Below are 20,412 nucleotides of genomic sequence, written 5' to 3' on the forward strand. Positions count from 1 at the left end.
CCCAGGCCCACCGCGGAGAAGGCCCCCGCGCCTCCTCCCGCGCCCAAGCCCGCGACAGCGGCCACGCCGCCACCCGCCCAGCCCATGGCGCCGCCCACGACGGCCGCCATGCCACCGCAAGCCCAGCCCAAGGCCGACCTCGCGCTGCCCCCGCCCGTTCCGGATGAGGGACCGGTGTCGGCGACAGAAGTGAAGATGCGCGACATCCAGACGAGCGCGCGCTTCCTCTTCCAGTGCCTGCTGACGGGCGACGTGCGCAGCACCGCCAACGAGCTGTTCTACCCGTTCCAGCTCGAGGAGAAGCGCTTCGGCACACCCGAGGAGCTGGTGGCCGCGTGGGTGAAGCAGCTGCGCCTCAAGCGCACGGACCTGGTCACCCTCTTCGACGTGGAGGTGATGACGCTGGAGGCGATGGAGAAGAAGTATGGCAAGGCCCCCGCCCGGCTCGGGCTGGACCTGCGCAACATGAAGGACATCTGGGTCGCCGTGGGCAACCTCTCCGGCCGCGCCGGCGTCTTCGTCTACAAGCCGTACGGCGACGAGCACCGCGCCTTCGCCTACACGGACTGAGCCTCACCCCGGCGACACCCTCTGGGGGACGCCGGGGCTCGAGTCCGGGGTTTCAGCGCAGCGCCTGGACCAGCTCGCCCAGCCGCGTAAGCCCCTTGCCGAGCACCTCGCGCGAGGTGGCGAAGCTCATGCGGATGTACCCCTCCGCGCCGAACGGGTCTCCCGGCACGGCGGCCACGCGGAAGTCGTCGAGAAGGATCTCCGACAGCTGCAGGGAGCCCGTCACGGCCTTGCCCTTGTAGGGCCGCCCGTAGAGGCCCCGGACGTCCGCGAGCGCGTAGAAGGCGCCCTCCGGCATCCGGCACCGCACCCCGTCCAGCGCGTTGAGGCCGCCCACGAAGAAGTCCCGGCGCGCGCGGTACTCCGTCACCATCATCGCGATGGTGTCCGGAGGCCCCTGCAGCGCGGCCAGCGCGGCCTTCTGGCCAATGGACGAAGCGTTGGAGGTGGACTGGTCCTGCACCAGCTGCATCGCGGACAGCACCGGCCGGGGCCCCGCCGCGTAGCCCATGCGCCAGCCCGTCATGGAGTACGCCTTGCTCATCCCGTTGACGACCACCAGCCGGGGCACCAGGTCCGGCGCCACGTCGCTGATGCCCAGCCGCTCGCCCGTGTAGAGGAGCTTCTCGTAGATGTCGTCCGTGACGATGAGGCAGTCATGGCCGCGCACGGCGTCGGCGATGCCCTCCAGCGCGGCGCGCGAGTACACCGCGCCCGTGGGGTTGCCCGGGCTGTTGATGATGACGGCGCGCGTGCGCGGCGTGAGCGCGCGGCGGATGGCGTCCGGGTCCGGCGCGAAGCCGTCCTCCTCGCGCGTGGCGACGATGATGGGCGTGGCACCCGCCAGCCGCACCATGTCCGGATAGCTGACCCAGTACGGCGAGAAGATGAGGACCTCGTCGCCCTCGTCCAGCACCGCCTGGCAGAAGTTGTAGAGCGCCTGCTTGCCACCGGACGTGACGAGCACCTGCTCCGGCGTGAAGCGCAGCCCGTTGTCGCGCTCCAGCTTGCGGCAGATGGCCTCGCGCAGCTCGGGGATTCCCGCCGTGGCCGTGTACTTCGTGAAGCCGGCCTTCAGCGCGTCGATGGCCGCCTGCTTGATGTAGTCCGGGGTGTCGAAGTCCGGCTCGCCGGCCGCCAGGGCCACCACGTCCACGCCTTGGGCCGCGAGCGCCTTGGCGCGGGAGTTGAGAGCGAGCGTTGGAGACGGCTTGATGGCCTGGAGCCGACGGGCGAGTTTCATGCGCGAATGCGTAGCGCGGCGGCGCCGGCCCGACAAGTGCCGCGAAGGGGGCTACGTCTTCCGCGCGAACTTCGCCTTCAGGGCCTCGTGCACGTTGGGCGGAACCAGCCCCGTGACGTCACCGTTGAAAGAGGCGACTTCCCGCACGAGCTGGGAGGAGATGTAGAAGTAGTCCTCCCCGGTCATCATGAAGACAGTCTCCACCGTGGGCGCCAGCTTGCGATTCATGTTGGCGAGCTGGAACTCGTATTCGAAGTCCGACACCGCCCGGAGCCCCCGGACGATGACGCTCACCCCCCGGCGCTTGACGTAGTCCACCAGGAGACCGTGGAAGGCGTCGACCTCCACCCTCGGGTCCTTCACGGCGTCGCGAATCAAGTCGCGTCGCTCGTCCTCGGTGAAGAGAGGGGTCTTCTTCGGGTTCACCGCGATGGCGACAATGACCTTGTCGAACATCTTCAGGCTGCGCTGAATGAGGCTCAGGTGCCCGTTGGTGAGCGGATCGAACGAACCTGGGTAGATGGCGACCGGCATGTGACAGGGAGTCTCGAACGGCCCCGGATGCCGGTCAAGCAATGGTCAGGGCGCCCGGTAGAAGCTCACCAGGGTGTCCCCGAACCGACGCTGGTCCTCCAGGGTCAACCCCGCATGGGCGTCCGGGGCATTCTCCCGCTTGTCGTGCTCCACCACGAGCATTCCGCCCGGCGAAAGCAGCGCCGCCCCCGTCACCCCGTCCAGCACCGTCTCGACGACGCGCGCGGCATAGGGCGGGTCCGCGAAGATGAGCTCGAAGCGCTCGTTGCGCCGCTGCAGGAACGCGAGCGCCCGGACCACCGGCTGGGCGAGCAGCTCCACCTGGCTCGTGAAGCCCAGCCCGTCCGTGTTCTGCCGACAGAGGGCCTGGGCCTCCCGGTCCTGGTCCACCAGCACCACGTTCCCCGCGCCCCGGGACAGGGCCTCCAGGCCCAGCGCGCCGGTACCCGCGTACAGGTCCAGGACTTTCTGCCCGTCCAGGAATTGGCCCAGCACGTTGAAGATGGTCTCCCGGACACGGTCCGCCGTGGGGCGGATGTGAAGCGATGTGGACTTGGGGCCGGCAATGGCCCGGCCCTTCGCGGAGCCTGAGACGATTCGCATGGCGGCCCTTCTACACCGCGCGGCGGCTACTCGCCCCGGTTCTCCGCGAGGAAGCGCATGACGGAGCCGCCCGTGCCCACCGCGCCCAGCGCGGCGAAGACCTCCGACGCCTCCGCGAACGACAGCGCCTCCAGTCGCTCCCTCGCCTTCGGCTCCAGGGGCGGCAGGCTGTCCTCCAGCACGCTCAGCAGCTCTCCGGCCGCCATACCCGAGGCCGCCGACTTCTCCTCCACGCTCGCGCGGATGTCCGCGGACCAGGAGCCCAGCGCGAGCCGCTCGAAGGGGCCCACGCAGTCCACCTTGCGAGCACCGGCCGCGACATACGTCGGCAGCGTCCGGGGGAAGCCCTCGCGCACGTCTCCCACGCAGACCACCGCGCCGTACTCCGCGGCCAAGTCCACCACGGAGCGCAGCATGCCCACGTCCGGCTCGCCGCCGCCCAAATCCCGCTCCGAGACGCGCACGAAGCGCACCGGCACTTTCCACTGCTTGAGCCCCTCCAAGAGCGTGCGGTACGCGTCCAGCAGGCCGCCATTCGCCGGGGCCGGGGCGCTCAACTCCAGGGACAGCTCCCGCTCCGTCACGGGGCCCACCAGCGCGTTGACGGCCTCCACGGCGGCGTAGGAGTCCAGCCGCGACAGGTCCAGGGACACCAGCGAGAAGCCCGCGTCCACCACCCGGAAGATGCCCTCGCGCAGCGGACCGAGCGAGTCCTCGTCCACCGCCGTCACCCGCACGGGGCCCGCCTGGAGGAACAGGGGCCGCGAGTGCTCGGCCTCCATCGCGGCCTCGTGCACCGCGGCGACGAAGCGCTCCGCCGCGCCCCGGTCCGCCGTGGGGTGCGGACACGCCAGTCCGAGCACCGCGTCCTCGGAGCGCGCCGCGCGCAGCAGTCCGGGCAGCGCTCCCTTCGCCTGCACCGGCAGGCAGGGCAGCGCCACGGGGACGCGCTCCAGCGCGCGCAGCGGCTCACGCGGGTTGAGCAGCGGAATGCGAGAGCCCGGGCCCACGCGGGCCACCGTGTTGCCGGGTCGCAATGACAGCACCTTGTCCAGCACGCTCATGGGGCGCGGAGAATCGTCCGCCCTCGGGGCCCAGCGCAAGATGAAGCTTGAGGGAGCGTCCGTTGCGCTACGCGGCCCCCACCCACGAGGGCAGGTCGGCGAGCGCCCGCTCTCAGTGCACCTCGCCCAGGTGGGCGTAGGTCTCGCTCTCTATCTGGATGGTGGTGTGGTCGATGCCGAACCTGTCGAACAGGTCGTGCTTCACCGCCGAGAGAATCTCGTCGTTGTTGCAGACCATGGGGTCCAGCACCACCAGGTGCGCGGACAGCGCGTACACGCCGCTGGAGATGGTCCACACGTGCAGGTCATGCACCGCCGTCACGCCGGGCACGCGCAGGAGCAGCTCCTTCACCTGCGGCATGTCCACGTGCGAGGGCACCGCCTCCATCAGCACGTCCACCGCGTCGCGCACCAGCCGCACCGCGCCCACCACGATGACCACCGAGATGACCGCGGAGATGATGGCGTCCACCACGAACCAGCCGGTCAGCGCCATGATGCCCGCGCCAATCAGCACGCCCACCGAGGACAGCGTGTCGCCGAGCACGTGCAGGAACGCCCCCCGGACATTCATCGAGTGCGTGCGGTGCAGGAAGCCCAGCGCGCCCAGGTTCGCGAAGAGGCCCACCGTGGCCACCACCGCCATGGGCCCCAGCTTCACCGGCGTGGGCGTCTGGAAACGCTCCCAGGCCTCGAAGAGGATGAAGCCGGTGATACCCAGGAGCAGCACGCCGTTGAGCAGCGCGCTCAAAATCTCCATCCGGTAGTAGCCGTACGTCTTCTTCACGTCCGCCGGCTTGCCCGCGAACCACAGGGCGACGAGGCTCAGCCCCAGCGCGGACACGTCCGTCAGCATGTGGCCCGCGTCCGACATCAGGGCCAGCGACTGCGTCAACCAGCCCCCCACCGCCTCCGCCAGGGCGATGGTCGCCGTCAGGACGAGCGCGAAGATGAGCCGCGTGCGGTCCTTGCGTCGCTCCTCCGCCACCCCACCCTTCCGGGGGCCGTGCCCATGCCCGTGCCCATGGTGATGATGACCGTGGTCATGCCCGTGGTCATGCCCATGCCCTGCCCCGCCGCGAGTGTGAGTGGAGGTAGTCACGGGAGAGAGAAGTGCGGATACAGCCCGGTCCTGAGGTATGAGAAGTGAGAAACGCGATTCCGACGGCCCGGTTCCCTCCCCGGTGCGCGGGCCGGACGGAGGTAGGGATGGACTTCGAGAAGCACCAGAGCCTGCACACCATCATCATGCTGAGAGATGTCATCCGCAAGTGGTGGCAGATGGAGCTCTCCTTCGCGGATCGGCATGGCGTGGTGCACGAGTGGCAGCGTGGGGACATTGCCCCGCCCCCCAATCCGTTCTGCCGAATCTCCCTCTTCTCGAAGGAAGGCCTGCGGCGCTGCAGCCAGTCGGTCCGGGTGCTGCACGAGAAGTTCCGGGGCAACAAGAAGGTGCGCCGCTCGCTCTTCCACGACTGCCACCTCAACTTCAGCATCGTGGGCGCGCCGCTCTACGTGGACAACGAATACGCGGGCTGTCTCTTCGTGGAGGGCTTCGCCCGGCAGATGCTCAACGCGCGCGACGTGGAGGTGCTGCGCTCGCGGCTGCTCCAGTTCGCGCCACCGTTCTCCGACCTGGACCGCGCCGACGAGCGCGTGCCGGTCCTGGACGGCTCGGAGCTGGCGAAGCTGTCGGACCTGCTGGAGTTCGCGGCGCAGGAGATCGCCACCCACGAGTCGGAGCTGGCGCGGCGCGAGGAGCAGGCCCCGCCCCCGTCCCCCGAGGCGCTGGAGCGCTACCGCTTCGAGAAGATCATCGGCCGCTCCGGGCCGATGATGGAGATCTTCCGGCTGATGGAGAAGGTGGCCAACTCCGACTCCACCGTCCTCATCAACGGCGAGTCGGGAACGGGCAAGGAGCTGGTGGCGCGGGCCATCCATCACAACGGTCCGCGCAAGGACCAGCCGTTCGTGGTGCAGAACTGCTCGGCCTTCAACGACAACCTGCTGGAGAGCGCCCTCTTCGGCCACACGCGCGGCGCCTTCACCGGCGCGCTGCGCGACAAGAAGGGCCTGTTCGAGGTGGCCGACGGCGGCACCTTCTTCCTGGACGAGGTGGGCGACATGTCCCCCGCCCTCCAGGTGAAGCTCTTGCGAGTGCTACAGGAAGGCACCTTCCTGCCCGTGGGTGGCACGCACCACAAGGAGGTCAACGTCCGCGTCGTCGCCGCCACGCACAAGGACCTGGGCGAGCTGGTGAAGCGGGGCGAGTTCCGCGAGGACCTCTTCTACCGCATCAACGTCATCCGCCTGCAGCTCCCGCCGCTGCGCGAGCGCCGCGATGACCTGCCCGTCCTCATCGACCACTTCCTGCGCAAGCACCACCGCGAGGGCCAACGCACCCGGGGCCTGTCCACCGAGGCCCTGGCCATCCTCGGCGCCTACGCGTGGCCGGGGAACATCCGCGAGCTGGAGAACGAAATCGAGCGGCTGCTCGTGCTCGGCGGAGACCTGGAGATGCTGCCCGCGGAGCTCTTGTCCAGCCGCATCCGCGACGCCGTCGTCCCCGGCGGAGGGCCGTTCATCCCCCCGCGCGCCCACGGCCGACTGCACGAGGCGGTGGAGGCGCTGGAGCGGGAGATGATTCACCAGGGCCTGTTGCGCACGCGCAACAACAAGAGCCGCCTGGCGCGGGAGCTGGGCATCAGCCGCTCCAACCTCATCTTGAAGATCGCCCGCTACGGGTTGGACAGGGGCCTGCCCGAGGACGACGAGGCGGAGGCGGAGGCATGAGCGCGCAGGCCGTCTACTTCCATCAGGACTTCCTGCACGTCCCGGACGGCGCGGAGCTGTACTACCAGGTCACCGGTGACGGCGAGCCGGGCGTGGTGCTGTGCGACGGCCTGGGCTGTGACGGCTTCGCCTGGAAGTACCTGGCGCCCTACCTCTCACGGCGCCACCGCGTGCTGCGCTGGCACTACCGGGGCCACGGCCGCTCCGGCATCCCCGAGGACCGCGAGCGCATCGGGATGCTGTACACCTGCGATGATTTGCAGCGGGTGATGGACGCGGCGGGGATGGAGCGCGCCGTCCTTTTCGGCCACTCCATGGGCGTGCAGGTGGCGCTGGAGTTCCACCGCCGCTACGTCAGCCGCGTGCAGGGCCTGGTGCTGTTGTGTGGCAGCTACGGCAACCCACTGGACACCTTCCACGACTCCACCGTCCTCAAGAAGATGTTCCCCACCCTTCGCCGGGTGGTGGAGCGCTTCCCCGAGCAGTCCGCCCGGCTCATCCACGCGGCGCTGCGCACGGAGCTGGCGGTGCAGCTCGCCATCTCCCTGGAGATGAATCGCGAGCGCATCGCCCGGAACGACCTGGCGCCCTACTTCGAGCACCTGGCCCGCATGGACCCCGTCGTCTTCGTGCGGACGCTCGACTCGCTGTCCGAGCACTCCGCCTGGGACCACCTGCTGCACGTGGACGTCCCGTCCCTCGTCGTCGCCGGCGAGCGCGACAAGTTCACCCCCGGCTGGTTGTCCCGGAAGATGGCCGCCCGGATTCCCGACGCCGAGCTGGTCCTCATCCCCGACGGCACCCACACCGCCCCCCTGGAGGCCCCGGGGCTGGTCGAGGTCCGCATCGAACGCTTCCTCCGCGAGCGGCTGGGCATGCCTTCCACCCCCGGCTCCCTGGGCGGCAAGGCCTGGAATTCCTCCCCAGTGGGTTCCTGAGGGTGACGCTCGGGTGACGAGATGCCCCGGATACCCGGCCTTTACCCTGTCGGGCGGGGTGTACCCCCTGGCTGAACGTCCGGGGAGCATCCGCGCTCATTGCAGGAGCCGCACTCACGGCATATAAGCCCCCGCCTTCCGGGTTCCGGTGGGGATCGGGAGACCTGTCCACAACGCGGCTTCCCCCCCGCCATTCACCTCAGTTTGGTTCGTATGATTCCTCGCGAAAACATCCGTAACGTCGCCATCGTCGCCCACGTCGACCATGGCAAGACCACGCTCGTCGATCACCTGCTGCGGCAGGCGGGCACTTTCCGTAGCAACGAGCACGTCGCCGAACGGGTGATGGACTCCAACGACCTCGAGCGCGAGAAGGGCATCACCATCCTCGCGAAGAACACCGCGGTCAGCTACAAGGGCATGCAGATCAACATCATCGACACCCCGGGCCACGCCGACTTCGGTGGTGAGGTGGAGCGCGGTCTGCGCCTCGTCGATGGCGTCATCCTGCTGGTGGACGCGGCCGAAGGTCCCCTGCCCCAGACGCGCTTCGTGCTCACCAAGGCGCTCGCCATGGGCCTGAAGACGGTGCTGGTCATCAACAAGATCGACCGTCAGGACGCTCGCGCTCCCGAAGTGCTGGATCTGGTCTACTCGCTCTACATCGACCTGGGCGCGGACGATAAGCAGTTGGAGATGCCCGTCCTGTACACCGTGGCCCGTCAGGGTCAGGCGTCCACGTCGCTCGAGGTGCCCGGCAAGACGCTGGAGCCCTTGTACGACGCCATCATCAAGCACATCCCGCCCCCGTCCGCGTCGGAAGAGAAGACGCCGCAGCTGCTGGTGGCGAACCTGGACTACGACGACTACGTCGGCCGCCTCGCGGTGGGTCGCGTGCAGGCCGGTCGCTTCACGCCGAACATGCCCGTCTCCGTCGTGCGCGAGGGTGGCAAGGTCGAGCAGGGGAAGATCGTCAAGCTGTTCGGCTTCTCCGGTCTGAAGCGCGTCGAAATCCAGGACGCGGGCCCCGGTGAAATCGTCTCCATCGCCGGCATCGAGGACGTGTCCATCGGCGACACGTTCGGCGACCCGGAGAAGCCCGTGGCGCTGCCGCGCATCACCGTGGATGAGCCCACGATGATGATGATCTTCAAGGTCAACGACGGGCCGCTGGCGGGCAAGGAAGGCAAGTTCGTCACCTCCCGCAACCTGCGTGAGCGCCTGTACCGCGAGGCCTACCGCAACGTGGCCGTGCGCGTGGAGGACACGGAGACGCCTGACGCGTTCCGCGTCGTCGGCCGTGGCGAACTCGCGCTGGCCGTCATCATCGAGAACATGCGCCGCGAGGGCTACGAGCTGACGGCCTCCAACCCGGAGCCGATCACCAAGCACATCGACGGCGTGCTGCACGAGCCGATGGAGCTGGTGTTCTGCGACGTGCCGGAGACCAGCGTCGGCGTGGTGACGGAGCGCATGGGGCCTCGCAAGGGCCGCATGTCGGACATGGCGCCGCTGGGCTCGGGCCGCACCCGCCTCCAGTTCCGCATCCCCGCGCGCGGCCTCATCGGGTTCCGCTCGGAGTTCCTCACGATTACGCGCGGTGAGGGCATCATGAGCAGCCAGTTCGACGGCTTCGAGCCGTGGTTCGGCTACATCCCGAAGCGGCAGAACGGCGCCATCGTGTCGGACCGCCTGGGCGACACCGTGCCCTACGCGCTGTTCAGCATCCAGGAGCGCGGCTACCTGTTCGTCCCCGCCGGCATCACCGTGTACGAGGGGATGATCATCGGCGAGCACGCTCACCCGTCCGAGCTGAACGTCAACTGCTGCCGCGAGAAGAAGCTCACCAACATCCGCGCCGCTGGCCGCGACGAGAACGTCATCCTCGTCCCACCCCGCGAGATGGGGCTGGAGAAGGCCCTGGAGTGGATCGCCGACGACGAGCTCGTGGAAGTGACGCCCAAGTCCGTGCGCATGCGCAAGAAGTCGCTGGCCGTGGGCGAGCGCTACCGCGCCGAGCGCGACCGCAAGCGTGAAGAGCGCGCGGCCGACGCCGAGTAGTCCCGACGCCGGCTCCAGGCCGGTGTAGCACCCAGGGCCCGTTCCCGATTTCGGGGGCGGGCCCTTCGTGCGTCCGGGCTCAAGGGGTGGCTGGCCGTCCCGGTCGGGTCCACATCCAACCCCTCGCACTCCGGTGACACGCGCACCGAGGCTCCCGTGGTGGAGCGCACCCGGGCGGGGCCTCCGCGGTTCGGGTCAGCGGTCGCCGGTTCCTCGCGGGGGTGCCAGTCGCTCGAAGATGGCGCGCAGTTGCTCCAGCTCCGCCACGTCGAGCTGGAGCAGCTCGGGCGGTGGCTCGTACATCCCCTCCTGGAGCTGACGCCGGGCCTTCGCGCCACGCGTGGTCAGCGCCACGCGCTTCACCCGCCGGTCCTTCGGGTCCGCTGTCCTCGCGGCCAGCCCTCGCGCCTCCAGTCGGTCGACCATCCAGGTCGCATTGGAGGCATCACACCCCCACTCCTCCGCCAACGCGCGCATCACCTTCCCCGCTCCCACCTCGAGGCTGGAAAGCGCGCGAGCATCGTTGGGAGTGAGGCCCAGCCGCTCCAACACCCGGTCTCTCTGGGCGCGCGTGCGCATGAAGAAGCCGAAGCAGTGTCGCCAGACCTCTTCCGCCAGCGCTTCCTTCCGTTTCGAGCCGTCCCCAGCCATGGACCGAATGTGCCTCGCACCCACCTCGATTGCGAGGCCTCCTTCACATAATTTAACGGATTCAATAGTTGAATGACTTCAACCTTCTCCCAATCATCCCGGTGACGACGGGCCGGGGATTCGGTCTTCGCCGACGCCGGGCCCGACGGAGGTCACCATGGGGAAGAAGCGGTCGCTCTACATCCTGCTGTACTGCAGCTTGTTGTTCGGGCTGGTGCTCGGCGCGGGCATCAACGAAGCCCTGTTCGTGATGCCGGCGTGGTTCCAGGCGCCCCCCACGTCCCTGCTGCTGATTGGTGAGCGGGCCGGGAGCGCGATGGCCTTCTGGCTGCCACTCCAGGCGGCGTTGCTCGGGACGCTCGTCGCATCGCTCGTGCTCAACTGGCGCTCACCGGTTCGCCGCAAGCTGCTCGCGGGCGCCCTGGGTGCCTACGTCCTGGTCTGGGTCCTGTCGAGGGCGATCTTCGCCCCGGAGATCAACGCCCTGGCCGCCGCGGGGGCGCAGGGGCCCTACGACGGGGAGCTGGCGGCGCGCGGACAACGCTGGCTCCAGCTCTCCTGGAGCCGCCATGTCGTGCTCGCGCTGGGCTGGGTCCTGGTGGGTGGCGCCATCTCGAAGTGGGAGGCGGCGTCATGACGAGCCACGGCCCGTTGAGCGGCAAGGTCGCCATCGTCCTCGGCGCCAGCCGGGGCATCGGCGCGGTGACAGCCCGGACGTTCGCGGACGCGGGCGCCTCCGTGGTGCTGGCGGCGCGTTCCGAGGACGCCCTGCGCGCGCTCGCCGCTGACATCGAAGCGCAGGGAGGCACCGCCCTCCCCGTCCCCACGGACCTGGGCGACGAGGCGTCCATCGAGGCCCTGGTCCGCACCACCGTCGCGCGGTTCGGTCGGCTGGACGCGGCCTTCAACAACGCCGCGGATGGGCACATGCCCGCGCCCCTGGCGAAGCTCTCCGTCGAGGACCTGGACCGCGCCTGGCGCATCAACGTGCGAGGCTTCTTCCTCGCCATGAAGCATCAGCTCACCGCGATGCTCGCGTCCGGCGGGGGTGCCATCGTCAACATGGCGTCCACCGCGGGGCTCCAGGGCGTGCGGGGCATGGGGGGCTACAGCGCGACCAAACACGCCATCATCGGGCTCACGCGCTCCGCCGCGCTCGACTACGCGGACCAGGGCATCCGGCTCAACGTCGTCGCCCCGGGGCCCATCCTCACCGGCCGCATCCAGCAGCTCCCCGAGGAGCGCCGGGCACCCATCGTCCGCGCGGTGCCCATGGGACGCATCGGGACTCCGGAAGAGGTCGCTCGGGCCGTGACCTGGCTGTGCTCGGACGCGGCGTCGTTCATCACGGGAACGACGCTCGCTGTCGACGGAGGCAGGCTCGCGGGCGCCTGAGCGCGGTGGGGCTCAGAACGTGTACTTCACCTTCGGGAAGATGGCGAAGGAGGTGATGTTGGGGCCGATGACGTAGCGGGCCAGCAGGTCCGCGCCCACGGAGAAGTGGTCCATGCCCGTGGCGTACTCAAGCCCCACACCCACGCCCGCGTTGGGCGAGCTGATGGCCCGGCCCGGATCTCCCTCGTCCGGGTCCACCGGCGCGGGGTCCATCCGCGTGTAGCCAGCGACGAGTTTGGGCGTCAGGTACAGCCGGTCCATCAGCCGCACGTGGTACGCGGCCGTGACGTCCAGGAACTGCATGGTGAAGTTGTCGGAGAGCGCGCACGTCTCCGTGCCCGGCAGATAGCCCGCGAAGCAGTTCTGCGCGGACGAGCCCATGCCGAAGTGCGCGCCCAGCGAGATGCGCTCCGTCAGGTCATAGCCCACCCCGAGCTGCAGGTAGGTCTGCGCGTTCGAGTACGCGTTCTCACCGCCCACGGTGAAGAACACGCCGATGTTGGTGTCGGTGTAGAAGCCGCGGCGCGGCTGAAAGTCCACCCCTTCCGGGGGCGTGGCCGCGAGGGCCGGAGTCGACAGCAGCGCAAGCGCGGCAACCAGCTGGGACTTCTTCACGGGTCCTCCCCACGCGGTGCCCTCCCGGTCCAACCGGAAGCGGCGCCGGACGTTAGTGACGCCCCCCTCACTTCGGCAATGAGGGGCTGAAACGAAAGTGGCGTGGACCGTTCCGTCCACGCCACTTGAGGGACGCTCAGGGCGTCCCAACAGCGCCCGCGTCCGCTATCAGCCCTCGCCCTCGGAACCCGCGGGCGAGAACATCCACGGATACGTCACCGCCACCACGCCGCCGCCCTTGGGCTCCGGGAACTTCCAGCGGCGGATGCGGGAAATCATGCACTGCTCCGCGCGGGAGTTGCCCAGCGTCGACTCGGAGACAGTGGCGTCGGACACCGCGCCCGTCGGGTCGATGGTGAACGCCACCGCGACCTTGCCCGCCAGACTCGGCTCCTTGTTCAGCTCCGACTCGTAGCAGTACTTGATCTCGTTCTGGTGCCGCCGGATGACCTTGGCGATGACGTCCTTGTCCAGGCCGCCGACCACGGTCGTCTTGCCAGGGATGACCTTGGTGATGGACTTGCCACGGCCGCCCAGGTCGATGCCGCCCGAGCCACCCGCGCCACGTCCGTCCCCCTTGGTGCCCAGGCCACCGATGCCCATGGCCGTGCCGCCACCACCGGTGCCTCCGCCACGAGAGCCCAGGCCACCCACGCCCTGCGCGTCACCCATGGCCGCGCCGCCCTTGAGGCCACCCAGCGCGTTGTTCAGGCCGGTGCCGAAGCCGCCCGGGCCGAACACGTCCGAGGCGCCGCCCTTCATGCCCTTGAACGCGCCCAGCAGGCCGACCTTGCCCACCACCTGGCGGTCCTTCTCCTTCTTCGTCTTGTCGACGACGGGCGTGCCGGGCTTGGACGGAGCCGCTTCCGCCTGCTTCGCGTCCTCCTTGCCGAACTTGCCCTCCTCGTCCTTCGCCTTCACGCCCTCCTCCACGCCGGTGAGCTGGAGCTTCTTCTGCTCCAGCTTCTTCTCCGGCGTGACGAGGAACTTCGCCACGCGCTGCTGGGACTCGAAGATGTCGTCGTGCGGCGCCCGCTCCGCGCGCGGCGTCAGCGCCATCGCCAGCACCACCGCCACGCCCGCCATCAGGCAGATGGTGGCGATCTTGAAGAACGTGTAGTCCGCCTCCACCAGCGCGTTGGCCGCGATGACCGGCGACGGTTTCACGTACCGCGCCACGAAGGCCACCGTGCCGAGCGACACCTCCACCCGGTCATGCAGGCCCAGCTTGAAGACCTGCTCCTTGTCCTCCGCCGTCCCGGTGAGCTGCCCCGCCGCGCGCAGCGCGTCCTTCGACTTCACGTTCCCACGCTCGGTGACGATGGCACCCGAGCCCGCAGGCACGTGCACCTCCAGCACGTCCCCCCGGCTCACCGCCAGCTCGTACCGCTTGCCCACCGAGGGCACATAGACGTTGAAGAAGTTCTTCTTCCCCTCGCCGATGGTGACGGGGACACCGTCCTTGAAGTGCTGCACCTGCAGCAGCGTGTCACCCCACAGCATCGACACCTGGAGCACCTTCTCCCGGGCCGTGGGCATCGCCTCGAGCGGGAGCTGCTCCTGCAGGTGGGGAAGCACCGCGCGCCTGGGCGCCACGGCGACAGGCGAAACCGGAGCAGGCCGCTCCACCCGTGCCGCCGGAGGCGGAGGTGGAGGCCCCACGCGATTCACCGCGGGCGGAGTCACCCGCTCGGCGCGCAGTCCGCCCACGGACTGGGCAGGCTCCGAGCGAGGGCTCGTGAAGACGAACCCTCCGCGCGTCTGGCCTGCTCCCGCCGAGGGCGGTGTCACCACCTGCGGTATCGCCATGGGCACCGGTGTCGGCGCCCGCTGCGTCACCGAGCCCTGGAAGCGCGGTCCGGACACCTTGGCTCCCGCGGGAGCCTGGCGCTCGGGTGGGTCGCCTCCGAAGAGGACCTCCACCCGCGTGCCGCCCACGCGAAGCACGTCCCCGGGTTTGAGCGCCGTGGGGATGACCAGCTTCTGGCCACTCACCTCCGTGCCGCCCTCGCTCCCGAGGTCGATGGCCGTGACCGAGCCGTCCTTGTCTACCTTGAGCATCACATGGAGATTGGAGACCCGCGGATCCTGAATCTTCACCGCCGCTTGGGCGCCCGACCCCACGATAACGCTCTCCGCCTCCGACACGGTTTCCACCGTGGAGCCATCAGGCCCCGTGATTCGAAGGGTCAAGCCGTTGTTCTTCGCCGCCGCCATGAGGATTCTTCCTTCTTCCCTTCCGCTCCCGAAAACGCCTGACCGCCGCCGCTAGAGGTTGTCGACGGACTTCTGAAGCTCCGGGTCGAAGTTCTCCCGGACCTTGATGAGACTCTGGAAGTCCGTCTTCTTGCGGTGGAGCACGTATGAGCCTTCCGGCTTCGTCAGCTCGCCCTCCACCGCGACATCGGTGAAATCGATCACCGTCTTCTTCCGGAAGACCGTGCGGTCCTCCTCCTGGACGATCTTCACCGTGTCCTTCGATTGACCCTGCTCCTGCGCCATCGCCACTGGCGCACTGAACAGCAGCCCCACCACCGTCACCGTCGATGCCAGACGCCTCATACCCAGCCCTCCTGTTGCTTCCTCGGGTGTGACAGCGGGTTCTCGAAGAGGTACCCGCGAGTCCTTGCACGGGGCGATCCAAATCCAAGTCCCTGAATCCTATGGAACTCGCTCGCCGCCTTCCACGTGGGGGCCTGGAGGATGGAAAAAACTTCCCCCAGACCCTGTCATCCCTGCCGTCCTACTTCGTGGGCGGAGCGCTCGCACCCTGGGGCGCCGGCACCGGCGCGGGAGCAGATGTGCCCGTGCCCTCACCGCTCGGCTGCGCGGCCTCCGCTGGAGCGCTCTCGGTTGCCTCGGGCGTCGTCGCCCCTTCGGCTGCCCCGGCGCCTTCCGCGGGAGGAGGCGTGGCCTCCGTGGGCGCGTTCGCGTCCTGCGGGAGCTGGTTCAGCATGGAGCCCGCGCCACCGGTGGCTTCGTCCTTCTTCTCGCCTTCCGAGCCAGCGGTGGCGGCCTCGGGCGGTGGGGCCTTGAGCATGTTCTGGAGGCCCTGGACCTTGGCGGTGATCATCTGCCGCTCTTGTTCAGTGGTGGACTCCAGTGACTTGCAGCGGTCCAGGAAGGCCACGGCGCGCTCCCAGCCCGTGCGGTCCGAGGCGAAGGCCCAGCCCGCGCCGCACACGGCCTCGGGCAGGTCCGCGCGATTGGCGAGCACCTTCTCGAACGCCTCGCCCGCCGCGATGCCCTTCTTCGAGTCGCGCCCCTTCTGTCCATCCAGCGCCCAGGCCAGCGACAGGCGCGCCTCCGTGGAGTCCGGCTCCAGTTCGAGCGCGCGGGTGAAGGCCCGCTCGGCGCCCGCGTAGTCGCGGTAGCTGAGCGCCAGGGCACCGAGGTTGAGGTGGCCCGGGGCGTACTTCTCGTCGAGCGACACGGCCTTCTGGAACTGCGCGAGCGCGCGCGGCCGCTCGTCGAGCTTCAGGTAGACCATGCCCAGCAGGTTGTAGAGGGACGGGTCCTTCTCCGCGTGCTTGCGCGCGGTGCCCACGAGCAGCTCCGCGAGGCGGTACTTCTCACGAGCGTACGCCACGTACGCCAGGTTCTTGTACGCGTCCGGGTGGTCCTTGTTGCGCTCCAGCACGCGGCGCGCGGTGAGCTCGGACTGGTCCAGCTTGCCCAGTTGTCGGTAGGTCGCGGAGAGGCCGTTGAGCAGCGCCGCGTCGTGCGCGTGGCCGGGTGCCTTCAGCGCCTTCTCGAAGAGGGCAATCGCATCATCCCCCCGCTCCTGCTTGCGGTAGACGCTGGCCAGGTTGACCACCGAGGGCGTGTGCGCCGGCTCCAGCAGGAGCACCTTCTCGTAGGCGTTGCGCGCGTCGTCCACGCGGCCCTGGCGCTCGGCGATGACGCCCAGGTTGAACTGCGAGTTGAGGCTCTGCGGCGACTTCGCCAGCACCTTCTCGAAGCCCTGACGGGCGGCGTCCAGGTCTCCGGCCTCATAGGCCTGGATGGCCTGGGTGAAGTGGTCGGAGGCGCTGGCCTCCTTCGCCTCCGGCCGCGCGAGCTGGGAGGGCGTCGTCGAGGAGGCCGGCGCGGAGGGCGCCTGCTTCGTCGGCAGCGCGGAGGGCTTCTGCTGAGGACCCGAAGCGCACCCGGCCGTGAAGGCCAGCGAGCCGACGACGAGCGAGCGGAACCATTTCATCGGCATCATTCCCGTGGAAGTCTTCGACGTGTCGCGAGTCATGGCCGCACCTCCTGCACCGCGGCCGTGGGTGCCTGCGTTCTGTCCTCGGAGGCTGGCGGCTTCGGAGCGCCGTCCTTCGGCTCAGCGGGAGCCGTGGGGGCGTTCGAGTCCGGGGGCGGTGCCGGCGTGGCGGTGGCGCCCGCGGCCCCTCCGGACTCCTTCGCGAGGTCGGCCGTCGCGAGCGTGTCGCTGCTGCGGTAGCCCACCTGCCTCACCTGCGCATAGGCGCCCGGGTGGAAGCGGTTCACCTGGTCCTGCGCGGCCAGCGTCCAGGGGCCGTAGAGCCCCAGCTCGTAGGACTTCTCCAGCGCCTTCTCCAGCGCCTCGTTGGCCTTGTCCTCGAGGGGCAGCGCGAGGTTCTCCAGCTCCGCGCGGTACATGCCGAGCTGGTCCTCATCGAGCCCCGTCGGGTCCGGCGAGTCCATGATGTTGCGAGCGAAGTCCGCGTAGGCCAGGCCGATGCGCGTCAGCGAGGCGATGCCCCACTCGCCCGAGCCCGTGGAGAGCACCGCGAGGTACTCCTTTTCGATGCGCTGGATTTCGCGCTGCTTGGCGGCCAGGTCCCTGCGGATGGTGCTCACCCGCGTGAAGCGGATGTCCGAGTAGCGCTTCCACGTGGGCTCCAGCGCCAGGAAGCGCGCGTGGGCGTACGCGTTGAGCGGCGCGTCCTCCTTGCGCACCGCCTCGGGCAGCCGACCGTACGCGCGCACCAACTCCGCCTGCACGCGCTCCTGCTCGCGCGCGTTCTTGAGCTGCTGCCACGCGAGCAGCTCGTGGTAGCGCGCCAGATAGAGCTGCGCGGGCGTCGCACGCGAGTCCCGTCCGTAGCCGTCCGCGAAGGCGCCGAACGCACGGGCCGCCTCGCTCCACTTGCGCTCCTTCTCCCAGACGAGCGCGGCCGAGTAGGCCACCTGCGGCACGTCCTTGCGCTCACGGAAGCGCGTCACGTAGGCGTTGTAGGCGGCCACGGCCTTCTGGGCTTCACCGGCGCCCTCCCACCACACGCCCGCGTTGAACTGGGCATCCGCCACCCAGGCCCCCGCCTCGGCCACCAGCGCCTTGCGCTCGGCGGCCTTCTGCGAGCGGCGCGAGTCCGCGTCCTCCTCGCCCCCCGGCGTGTCGCTCTTCTTCGCCGTCGTCTTCGCGCGAGCGTCCTTCGCCTTCTTCCCGTCGGCCTCGCCGGCCTTGAGCGCGGCGTCGTACTGGGCCACGAAGGACTCGGCCAGCGTCGCCGCCTTGCGGTAGTCGGCGACCTTCTCGTAGAGGCCCGCCAGCGTGTAGCGCGCCTTCAGCTCGAAGGGGCTGCGCGGGTACTCGGCCAGGACGCGCTCACCCGCCTCGATGCCCCGGTCCAGCTCGCCGGCCTCCTGGGCAATGGACATGGCGTAGACGAGCGCGCGGTCGGCGTTCTCCGACCTGGGGAACTCCTTCACGAACTTGAGGAACTCCTCGGCGGCCTTCTTCGGGTTCTTCTCCTGCTTGTAGACGACCTCGTCCACCCACTTGTAGTGGCTGCCCTCCACCACGCGGCCCACGCGAAGCGCGAAGTCGGAGCCGGGCTTGGCCAGCTTCTTGTTGTCGAGGAACTTGCGCGACAGCGTGGCGAGCTCCAGCCACTCCTGGCGGCTCTCCAGCACGTACATGGTGAGGTCCGCGGCGTCACGAGAGCGACGCTCCTCGGGGAACTTCTCGATGATTTCGCCGAACCGCCGCGCCGCGTCCACGAAGTGGCTGCGGTCATAGAGGATGACGGCCGCCTGGTAGCGCAGGTCGATTTCATCCTGCGTGTCCGGGTAGAGCTTCACGTACGTGTCGCACGCGGAGACCAGTCGCTCCTCGAACTTCGTGAGGGACTCCTCTTCCTTCTCCTTCGCGTCACGCTTGACGATCTTCTGCCGCGCGACGTCGCCCTTGTCCTTCTTCTCGTCGACCTTCTGGCCGTCCTTGAGGTCGCTCTTCGCGAGCTGACCGCGCTCGATTTTGACCAGCTTGTCGTAGGCGAGGATGGCGTTGAACGCGGCGCTCTTGCGGTAGCTCTCGCTGGAGACCTCTCGCGCGGAGTCGCGGTCCGGAATCTTGAACGCCACCACCGCGTCGTACTCGGCCGCGGCGGCCTGCCACTCCTCGAGCGCCCAGAGGATTTCCGCGTAGAAGAAGCGAAGGTTGAAGGCGGAGTCCGCCACGTACTCCGGGTTGGAGCTGGAGGCGAACGCCTCCACGTACTGCTTGTAGATGTCGCGCGCGAGCCGGTACGTCTCCACCTGGCGCGTCTTCTGCGCCTCCTGGTGGTACTCCGTCACCATCACCCGCATCGCCTCTTCCGTGACGTTGAAGGCGTTGCGCAGCACGGGGGCCTTGCCCTCGTTGGACTTCCACCACTCGCCACCCGGGCTGTAGAGGTCCACCATCCGCTTCATCTCCTTGCGGACCTGTTGCCGCTGGCGCAGACCCTCGAAGGCGCGGACGACGGCCTGCTGGTACTCGGGCGCGCTGACGCCCATGGGCTCGTCGTCGATGAGCGTGCGGTAGAGCAGGATGGCGCTGTCGAAGTGACCCGCGTCCACCAGGCCCGCGGCCGTCTTGGCGATGAGCCGGCCCTGGCGCTTCGCCGGCGCCTTCTCGCGGAAGTACGAGATGGCCTGCTTGGGCTGATCCAACTGGACGTAGAAGACCGTCAAGTCATTGAGCGCCTCGGTGCGCAGGTCCCCCAGCTCCGGCTGCTTCGCGGCGTAGTCCACGACTTCGTGCAGCTTCTTCAGGCCCGCGTCGTAGTCGCCGGTGTTGTAGTCGCACCAGGACAGCTTGTAGACGGCGTAGCCGTAGATTTTCGGCACCCCGGAGTCGCGGGCCTTCTCGTAGTTGGCCTTGGCGGGGATGAGCTTGTTCGACTCGAAGTAGTGATTGCCGAGCTGGATGTACGCGTCCGGCACGAACTGCGAACGAGGGAAGTCCTTGATGAGCTCCTCGTAGCGGGCCACGGCGTCGTCACGCCGGCCCAGCTCGTAGAGGTTGTAGCCCATGGAGAAGAGGACCTCGTCGCGCTGCGGGTACTGCGGGTATCCCCGGAGGATGTCCTCGTAGATGCCCATCGTCTCCGTGCGGTAGCGCTCGCTCTCGCGATGGTCCTGCTTGGGGGCCTCCAGCTTCTCGCCCCGCGCCTGGGCCGCGTCGAACTTCTTCTCCTCCGCGAGGAAGCGGTCCATCTCCAACTGGTAGAGGTACTTGGACTTCTCCCAGTACAGCTCCGACAGGCGGTAGAGCATCTCCGCCTTCTGCTGATTGCCGTCCTGGAGCTTGGGGATGAGGCGCTTGAAGGCTTCAATCGCCTCGTCGCGCTTCTTGTCCGCCAGCGCGTTCTTGCGCGAGTCCGCGATGCGAGGAATGTCGGCGAACTTGGCGGTGGCGGGCTTCACGCGCGCCGGACCGCGCCGCACGTCCTCCGGCGCGACACCCGGCGGTGGCGCCGCCTTCTCCTCCGCCTTCTTCGCCTGGGCGCCCTTCTTCGCCGCGCCCGCCGCACCGGACGTCTTCGACGCCGACGACGCCGCGGGCTTCTTCATCGCCTTGCGCGCTGGCGCTTCCGCCGCCTCTCCCACCCCGCCGCCAGTAGCGAGCGCCACGCCCACCGCCAGCGCACCGAAACGAAGCACCACCTTCATGCGAGCTCCCGACTGTGAAGCCGCCCCGACCACCGAGCAGCCGTTC

Annotated in this window: 17 protein-coding genes; 6 read left to right on the top strand and 11 right to left on the bottom strand. The window is 68.9% G+C overall.

Annotated features, from left to right (window positions below; genetic code table 11):
* Nucleotides 1-570 (top strand): hypothetical protein (locus tag FJV41_RS30085; RefSeq protein WP_246137511.1); only part of this gene is annotated, 570 nt, incomplete at its 5' end.
* Between the two features lie 52 nt (nucleotides 571-622).
* Here FJV41_RS30085 and FJV41_RS30090 read toward each other — a convergent pair.
* From FJV41_RS30090 to FJV41_RS30110, 5 genes are all read right to left on the bottom strand, one after another.
* Nucleotides 623-1,813 carry a pyridoxal phosphate-dependent aminotransferase gene (locus tag FJV41_RS30090; RefSeq protein ID WP_141646022.1) on the bottom strand — a complete coding sequence of 397 codons (1,191 nt, stop codon included), beginning with the start codon at nucleotides 1,811-1,813 and terminating at the stop codon, nucleotides 623-625.
* 51 nt (nucleotides 1,814-1,864) lie between these two features.
* Nucleotides 1,865-2,347 (bottom strand): pantetheine-phosphate adenylyltransferase, encoded by a 483-nt coding sequence (gene coaD, locus FJV41_RS30095; protein ID WP_141646023.1) that lies wholly within the window; start codon nucleotides 2,345-2,347, stop codon nucleotides 1,865-1,867.
* A gap of 45 nt (nucleotides 2,348-2,392) precedes the next feature.
* The gene (rsmD, locus tag FJV41_RS30100) at nucleotides 2,393-2,950 is read right to left on the bottom strand and encodes a 16S rRNA (guanine(966)-N(2))-methyltransferase RsmD (protein ID WP_141646024.1); all 558 of its coding nucleotides are present in this window, start codon (nucleotides 2,948-2,950) and stop codon (nucleotides 2,393-2,395) included.
* 26 nt (nucleotides 2,951-2,976) lie between these two features.
* On the bottom strand, nucleotides 2,977-4,014 hold the full coding sequence (locus FJV41_RS30105) for a hypothetical protein (protein ID WP_141646025.1): 1,038 nt from the start codon (nucleotides 4,012-4,014) through the stop codon (nucleotides 2,977-2,979).
* A 112-nt stretch (nucleotides 4,015-4,126) separates the two neighbouring features.
* Complete coding sequence (locus FJV41_RS30110; RefSeq protein ID WP_141646026.1) at nucleotides 4,127-5,116, bottom strand: cation diffusion facilitator family transporter; 990 nt, start codon at nucleotides 5,114-5,116, stop codon at nucleotides 4,127-4,129.
* 107 nt (nucleotides 5,117-5,223) lie between these two features.
* Here FJV41_RS30110 and FJV41_RS30115 point away from each other — a divergent pair, with 107 nt between their 5' ends.
* The 3 genes from FJV41_RS30115 (at nucleotide 5,224) to typA (ending at nucleotide 9,806) form a co-directional block, all read left to right on the top strand.
* The gene (locus tag FJV41_RS30115; RefSeq protein ID WP_141646027.1) at nucleotides 5,224-6,807 is read left to right on the top strand and encodes a sigma 54-interacting transcriptional regulator; all 1,584 of its coding nucleotides are present in this window, start codon (nucleotides 5,224-5,226) and stop codon (nucleotides 6,805-6,807) included.
* Nucleotides 6,804-7,745: an alpha/beta fold hydrolase gene (locus FJV41_RS30120; protein ID WP_141646028.1), complete on the top strand. Its 942-nt coding sequence runs from the start codon at nucleotides 6,804-6,806 to the stop codon at nucleotides 7,743-7,745. The genes FJV41_RS30115 and FJV41_RS30120 overlap by 4 nt, the downstream gene beginning before the upstream one ends.
* A 213-nt stretch (nucleotides 7,746-7,958) precedes the next feature.
* A complete protein-coding gene (typA, locus tag FJV41_RS30125) occupies nucleotides 7,959-9,806 on the top strand; it encodes a translational GTPase TypA (protein WP_141646029.1) in 1,848 nt (615 codons plus the stop codon).
* 195 nt (nucleotides 9,807-10,001) lie between these two features.
* Here the strand turns inward: typA and FJV41_RS30130 are convergent, their stop codons facing one another.
* Nucleotides 10,002-10,457, bottom strand: a complete 456-nt coding sequence (locus tag FJV41_RS30130; RefSeq protein ID WP_141646030.1) for a MarR family winged helix-turn-helix transcriptional regulator — start codon at nucleotides 10,455-10,457, stop codon at nucleotides 10,002-10,004.
* Nucleotides 10,458-10,614: 157 nt separating this feature from the next.
* On the opposite strand from FJV41_RS30130, the gene FJV41_RS30135 reads away from it, so the two are divergent.
* Complete coding sequence (locus tag FJV41_RS30135) at nucleotides 10,615-11,094, top strand: DUF1772 domain-containing protein (RefSeq protein WP_141646031.1); 480 nt, start codon at nucleotides 10,615-10,617, stop codon at nucleotides 11,092-11,094.
* Nucleotides 11,091-11,852 carry an SDR family NAD(P)-dependent oxidoreductase gene (locus FJV41_RS30140; RefSeq protein ID WP_141646032.1) on the top strand — a complete coding sequence of 254 codons (762 nt, stop codon included), beginning with the start codon at nucleotides 11,091-11,093 and terminating at the stop codon, nucleotides 11,850-11,852. Before FJV41_RS30135 ends, FJV41_RS30140 begins: the two co-directional genes overlap by 4 nt.
* 12 nt (nucleotides 11,853-11,864) lie before the next feature.
* Here FJV41_RS30140 and cglE read toward each other — a convergent pair whose 3' ends face one another.
* From cglE to FJV41_RS30165, 5 genes are all read right to left on the bottom strand, one after another.
* Nucleotides 11,865-12,467, bottom strand: coding sequence for an adventurous gliding motility protein CglE (cglE, locus tag FJV41_RS30145; protein ID WP_141646033.1), 603 nt, complete (start codon nucleotides 12,465-12,467; stop codon nucleotides 11,865-11,867).
* Nucleotides 12,468-12,635: 168 nt separating this feature from the next.
* Nucleotides 12,636-14,684, bottom strand: a complete 2,049-nt coding sequence (locus FJV41_RS30150) for a TonB family protein (RefSeq protein WP_141646034.1) — start codon at nucleotides 14,682-14,684, stop codon at nucleotides 12,636-12,638.
* 51 nt (nucleotides 14,685-14,735) lie between these two features.
* On the bottom strand, nucleotides 14,736-15,029 hold the full coding sequence (locus tag FJV41_RS30155; RefSeq protein WP_141646035.1) for a hypothetical protein: 294 nt from the start codon (nucleotides 15,027-15,029) through the stop codon (nucleotides 14,736-14,738).
* A 181-nt stretch (nucleotides 15,030-15,210) separates the two neighbouring features.
* Complete coding sequence (locus FJV41_RS30160; protein ID WP_141646036.1) at nucleotides 15,211-16,707, bottom strand: tetratricopeptide repeat protein; 1,497 nt, start codon at nucleotides 16,705-16,707, stop codon at nucleotides 15,211-15,213.
* A complete protein-coding gene (locus FJV41_RS30165; protein ID WP_141646037.1) occupies nucleotides 16,704-20,366 on the bottom strand; it encodes a tetratricopeptide repeat protein in 3,663 nt (1,220 codons plus the stop codon). Before FJV41_RS30165 ends, FJV41_RS30160 begins: the two co-directional genes overlap by 4 nt.
* Nucleotides 20,367-20,412: the final 46 nt, after the last annotated feature.

It is taken from the genome of Myxococcus llanfairpwllgwyngyllgogerychwyrndrobwllllantysiliogogogochensis, from assembly GCF_006636215.1.
GTDB classification, from domain to species: domain Bacteria; phylum Myxococcota; class Myxococcia; order Myxococcales; family Myxococcaceae; genus Myxococcus; species Myxococcus llanfairpwllgwyngyllgogerychwyrndrobwllllantysiliogogogochensis.

Coding starts and splice junctions, on each gene's coding strand:
- typA (WP_141646029.1), top strand. CDS start 7,959: ATGATTCCTCGCGAAAACATCCGTAACGTCGCCATCGTCGCCCACGTC.
- FJV41_RS30155 (WP_141646035.1), bottom strand. CDS start 15,029: ATGAGGCGTCTGGCATCGACGGTGACGGTGGTGGGGCTGCTGTTCAGT.
- FJV41_RS30130 (WP_141646030.1), bottom strand. CDS start 10,457: ATGGCTGGGGACGGCTCGAAACGGAAGGAAGCGCTGGCGGAAGAGGTC.
- FJV41_RS30105 (WP_141646025.1), bottom strand. CDS start 4,014: ATGAGCGTGCTGGACAAGGTGCTGTCATTGCGACCCGGCAACACGGTG.
- FJV41_RS30160 (WP_141646036.1), bottom strand. CDS start 16,707: ATGACTCGCGACACGTCGAAGACTTCCACGGGAATGATGCCGATGAAA.
- FJV41_RS30135 (WP_141646031.1), top strand. CDS start 10,615: ATGGGGAAGAAGCGGTCGCTCTACATCCTGCTGTACTGCAGCTTGTTG.
- FJV41_RS30115 (WP_141646027.1), top strand. CDS start 5,224: ATGGACTTCGAGAAGCACCAGAGCCTGCACACCATCATCATGCTGAGA.
- FJV41_RS30140 (WP_141646032.1), top strand. CDS start 11,091: ATGACGAGCCACGGCCCGTTGAGCGGCAAGGTCGCCATCGTCCTCGGC.
- FJV41_RS30120 (WP_141646028.1), top strand. CDS start 6,804: ATGAGCGCGCAGGCCGTCTACTTCCATCAGGACTTCCTGCACGTCCCG.
- coaD (WP_141646023.1), bottom strand. CDS start 2,347: ATGCCGGTCGCCATCTACCCAGGTTCGTTCGATCCGCTCACCAACGGG.
- FJV41_RS30090 (WP_141646022.1), bottom strand. CDS start 1,813: ATGAAACTCGCCCGTCGGCTCCAGGCCATCAAGCCGTCTCCAACGCTC.
- rsmD (WP_141646024.1), bottom strand. CDS start 2,950: ATGCGAATCGTCTCAGGCTCCGCGAAGGGCCGGGCCATTGCCGGCCCC.
- FJV41_RS30165 (WP_141646037.1), bottom strand. CDS start 20,366: ATGAAGGTGGTGCTTCGTTTCGGTGCGCTGGCGGTGGGCGTGGCGCTC.
- FJV41_RS30150 (WP_141646034.1), bottom strand. CDS start 14,684: ATGGCGGCGGCGAAGAACAACGGCTTGACCCTTCGAATCACGGGGCCT.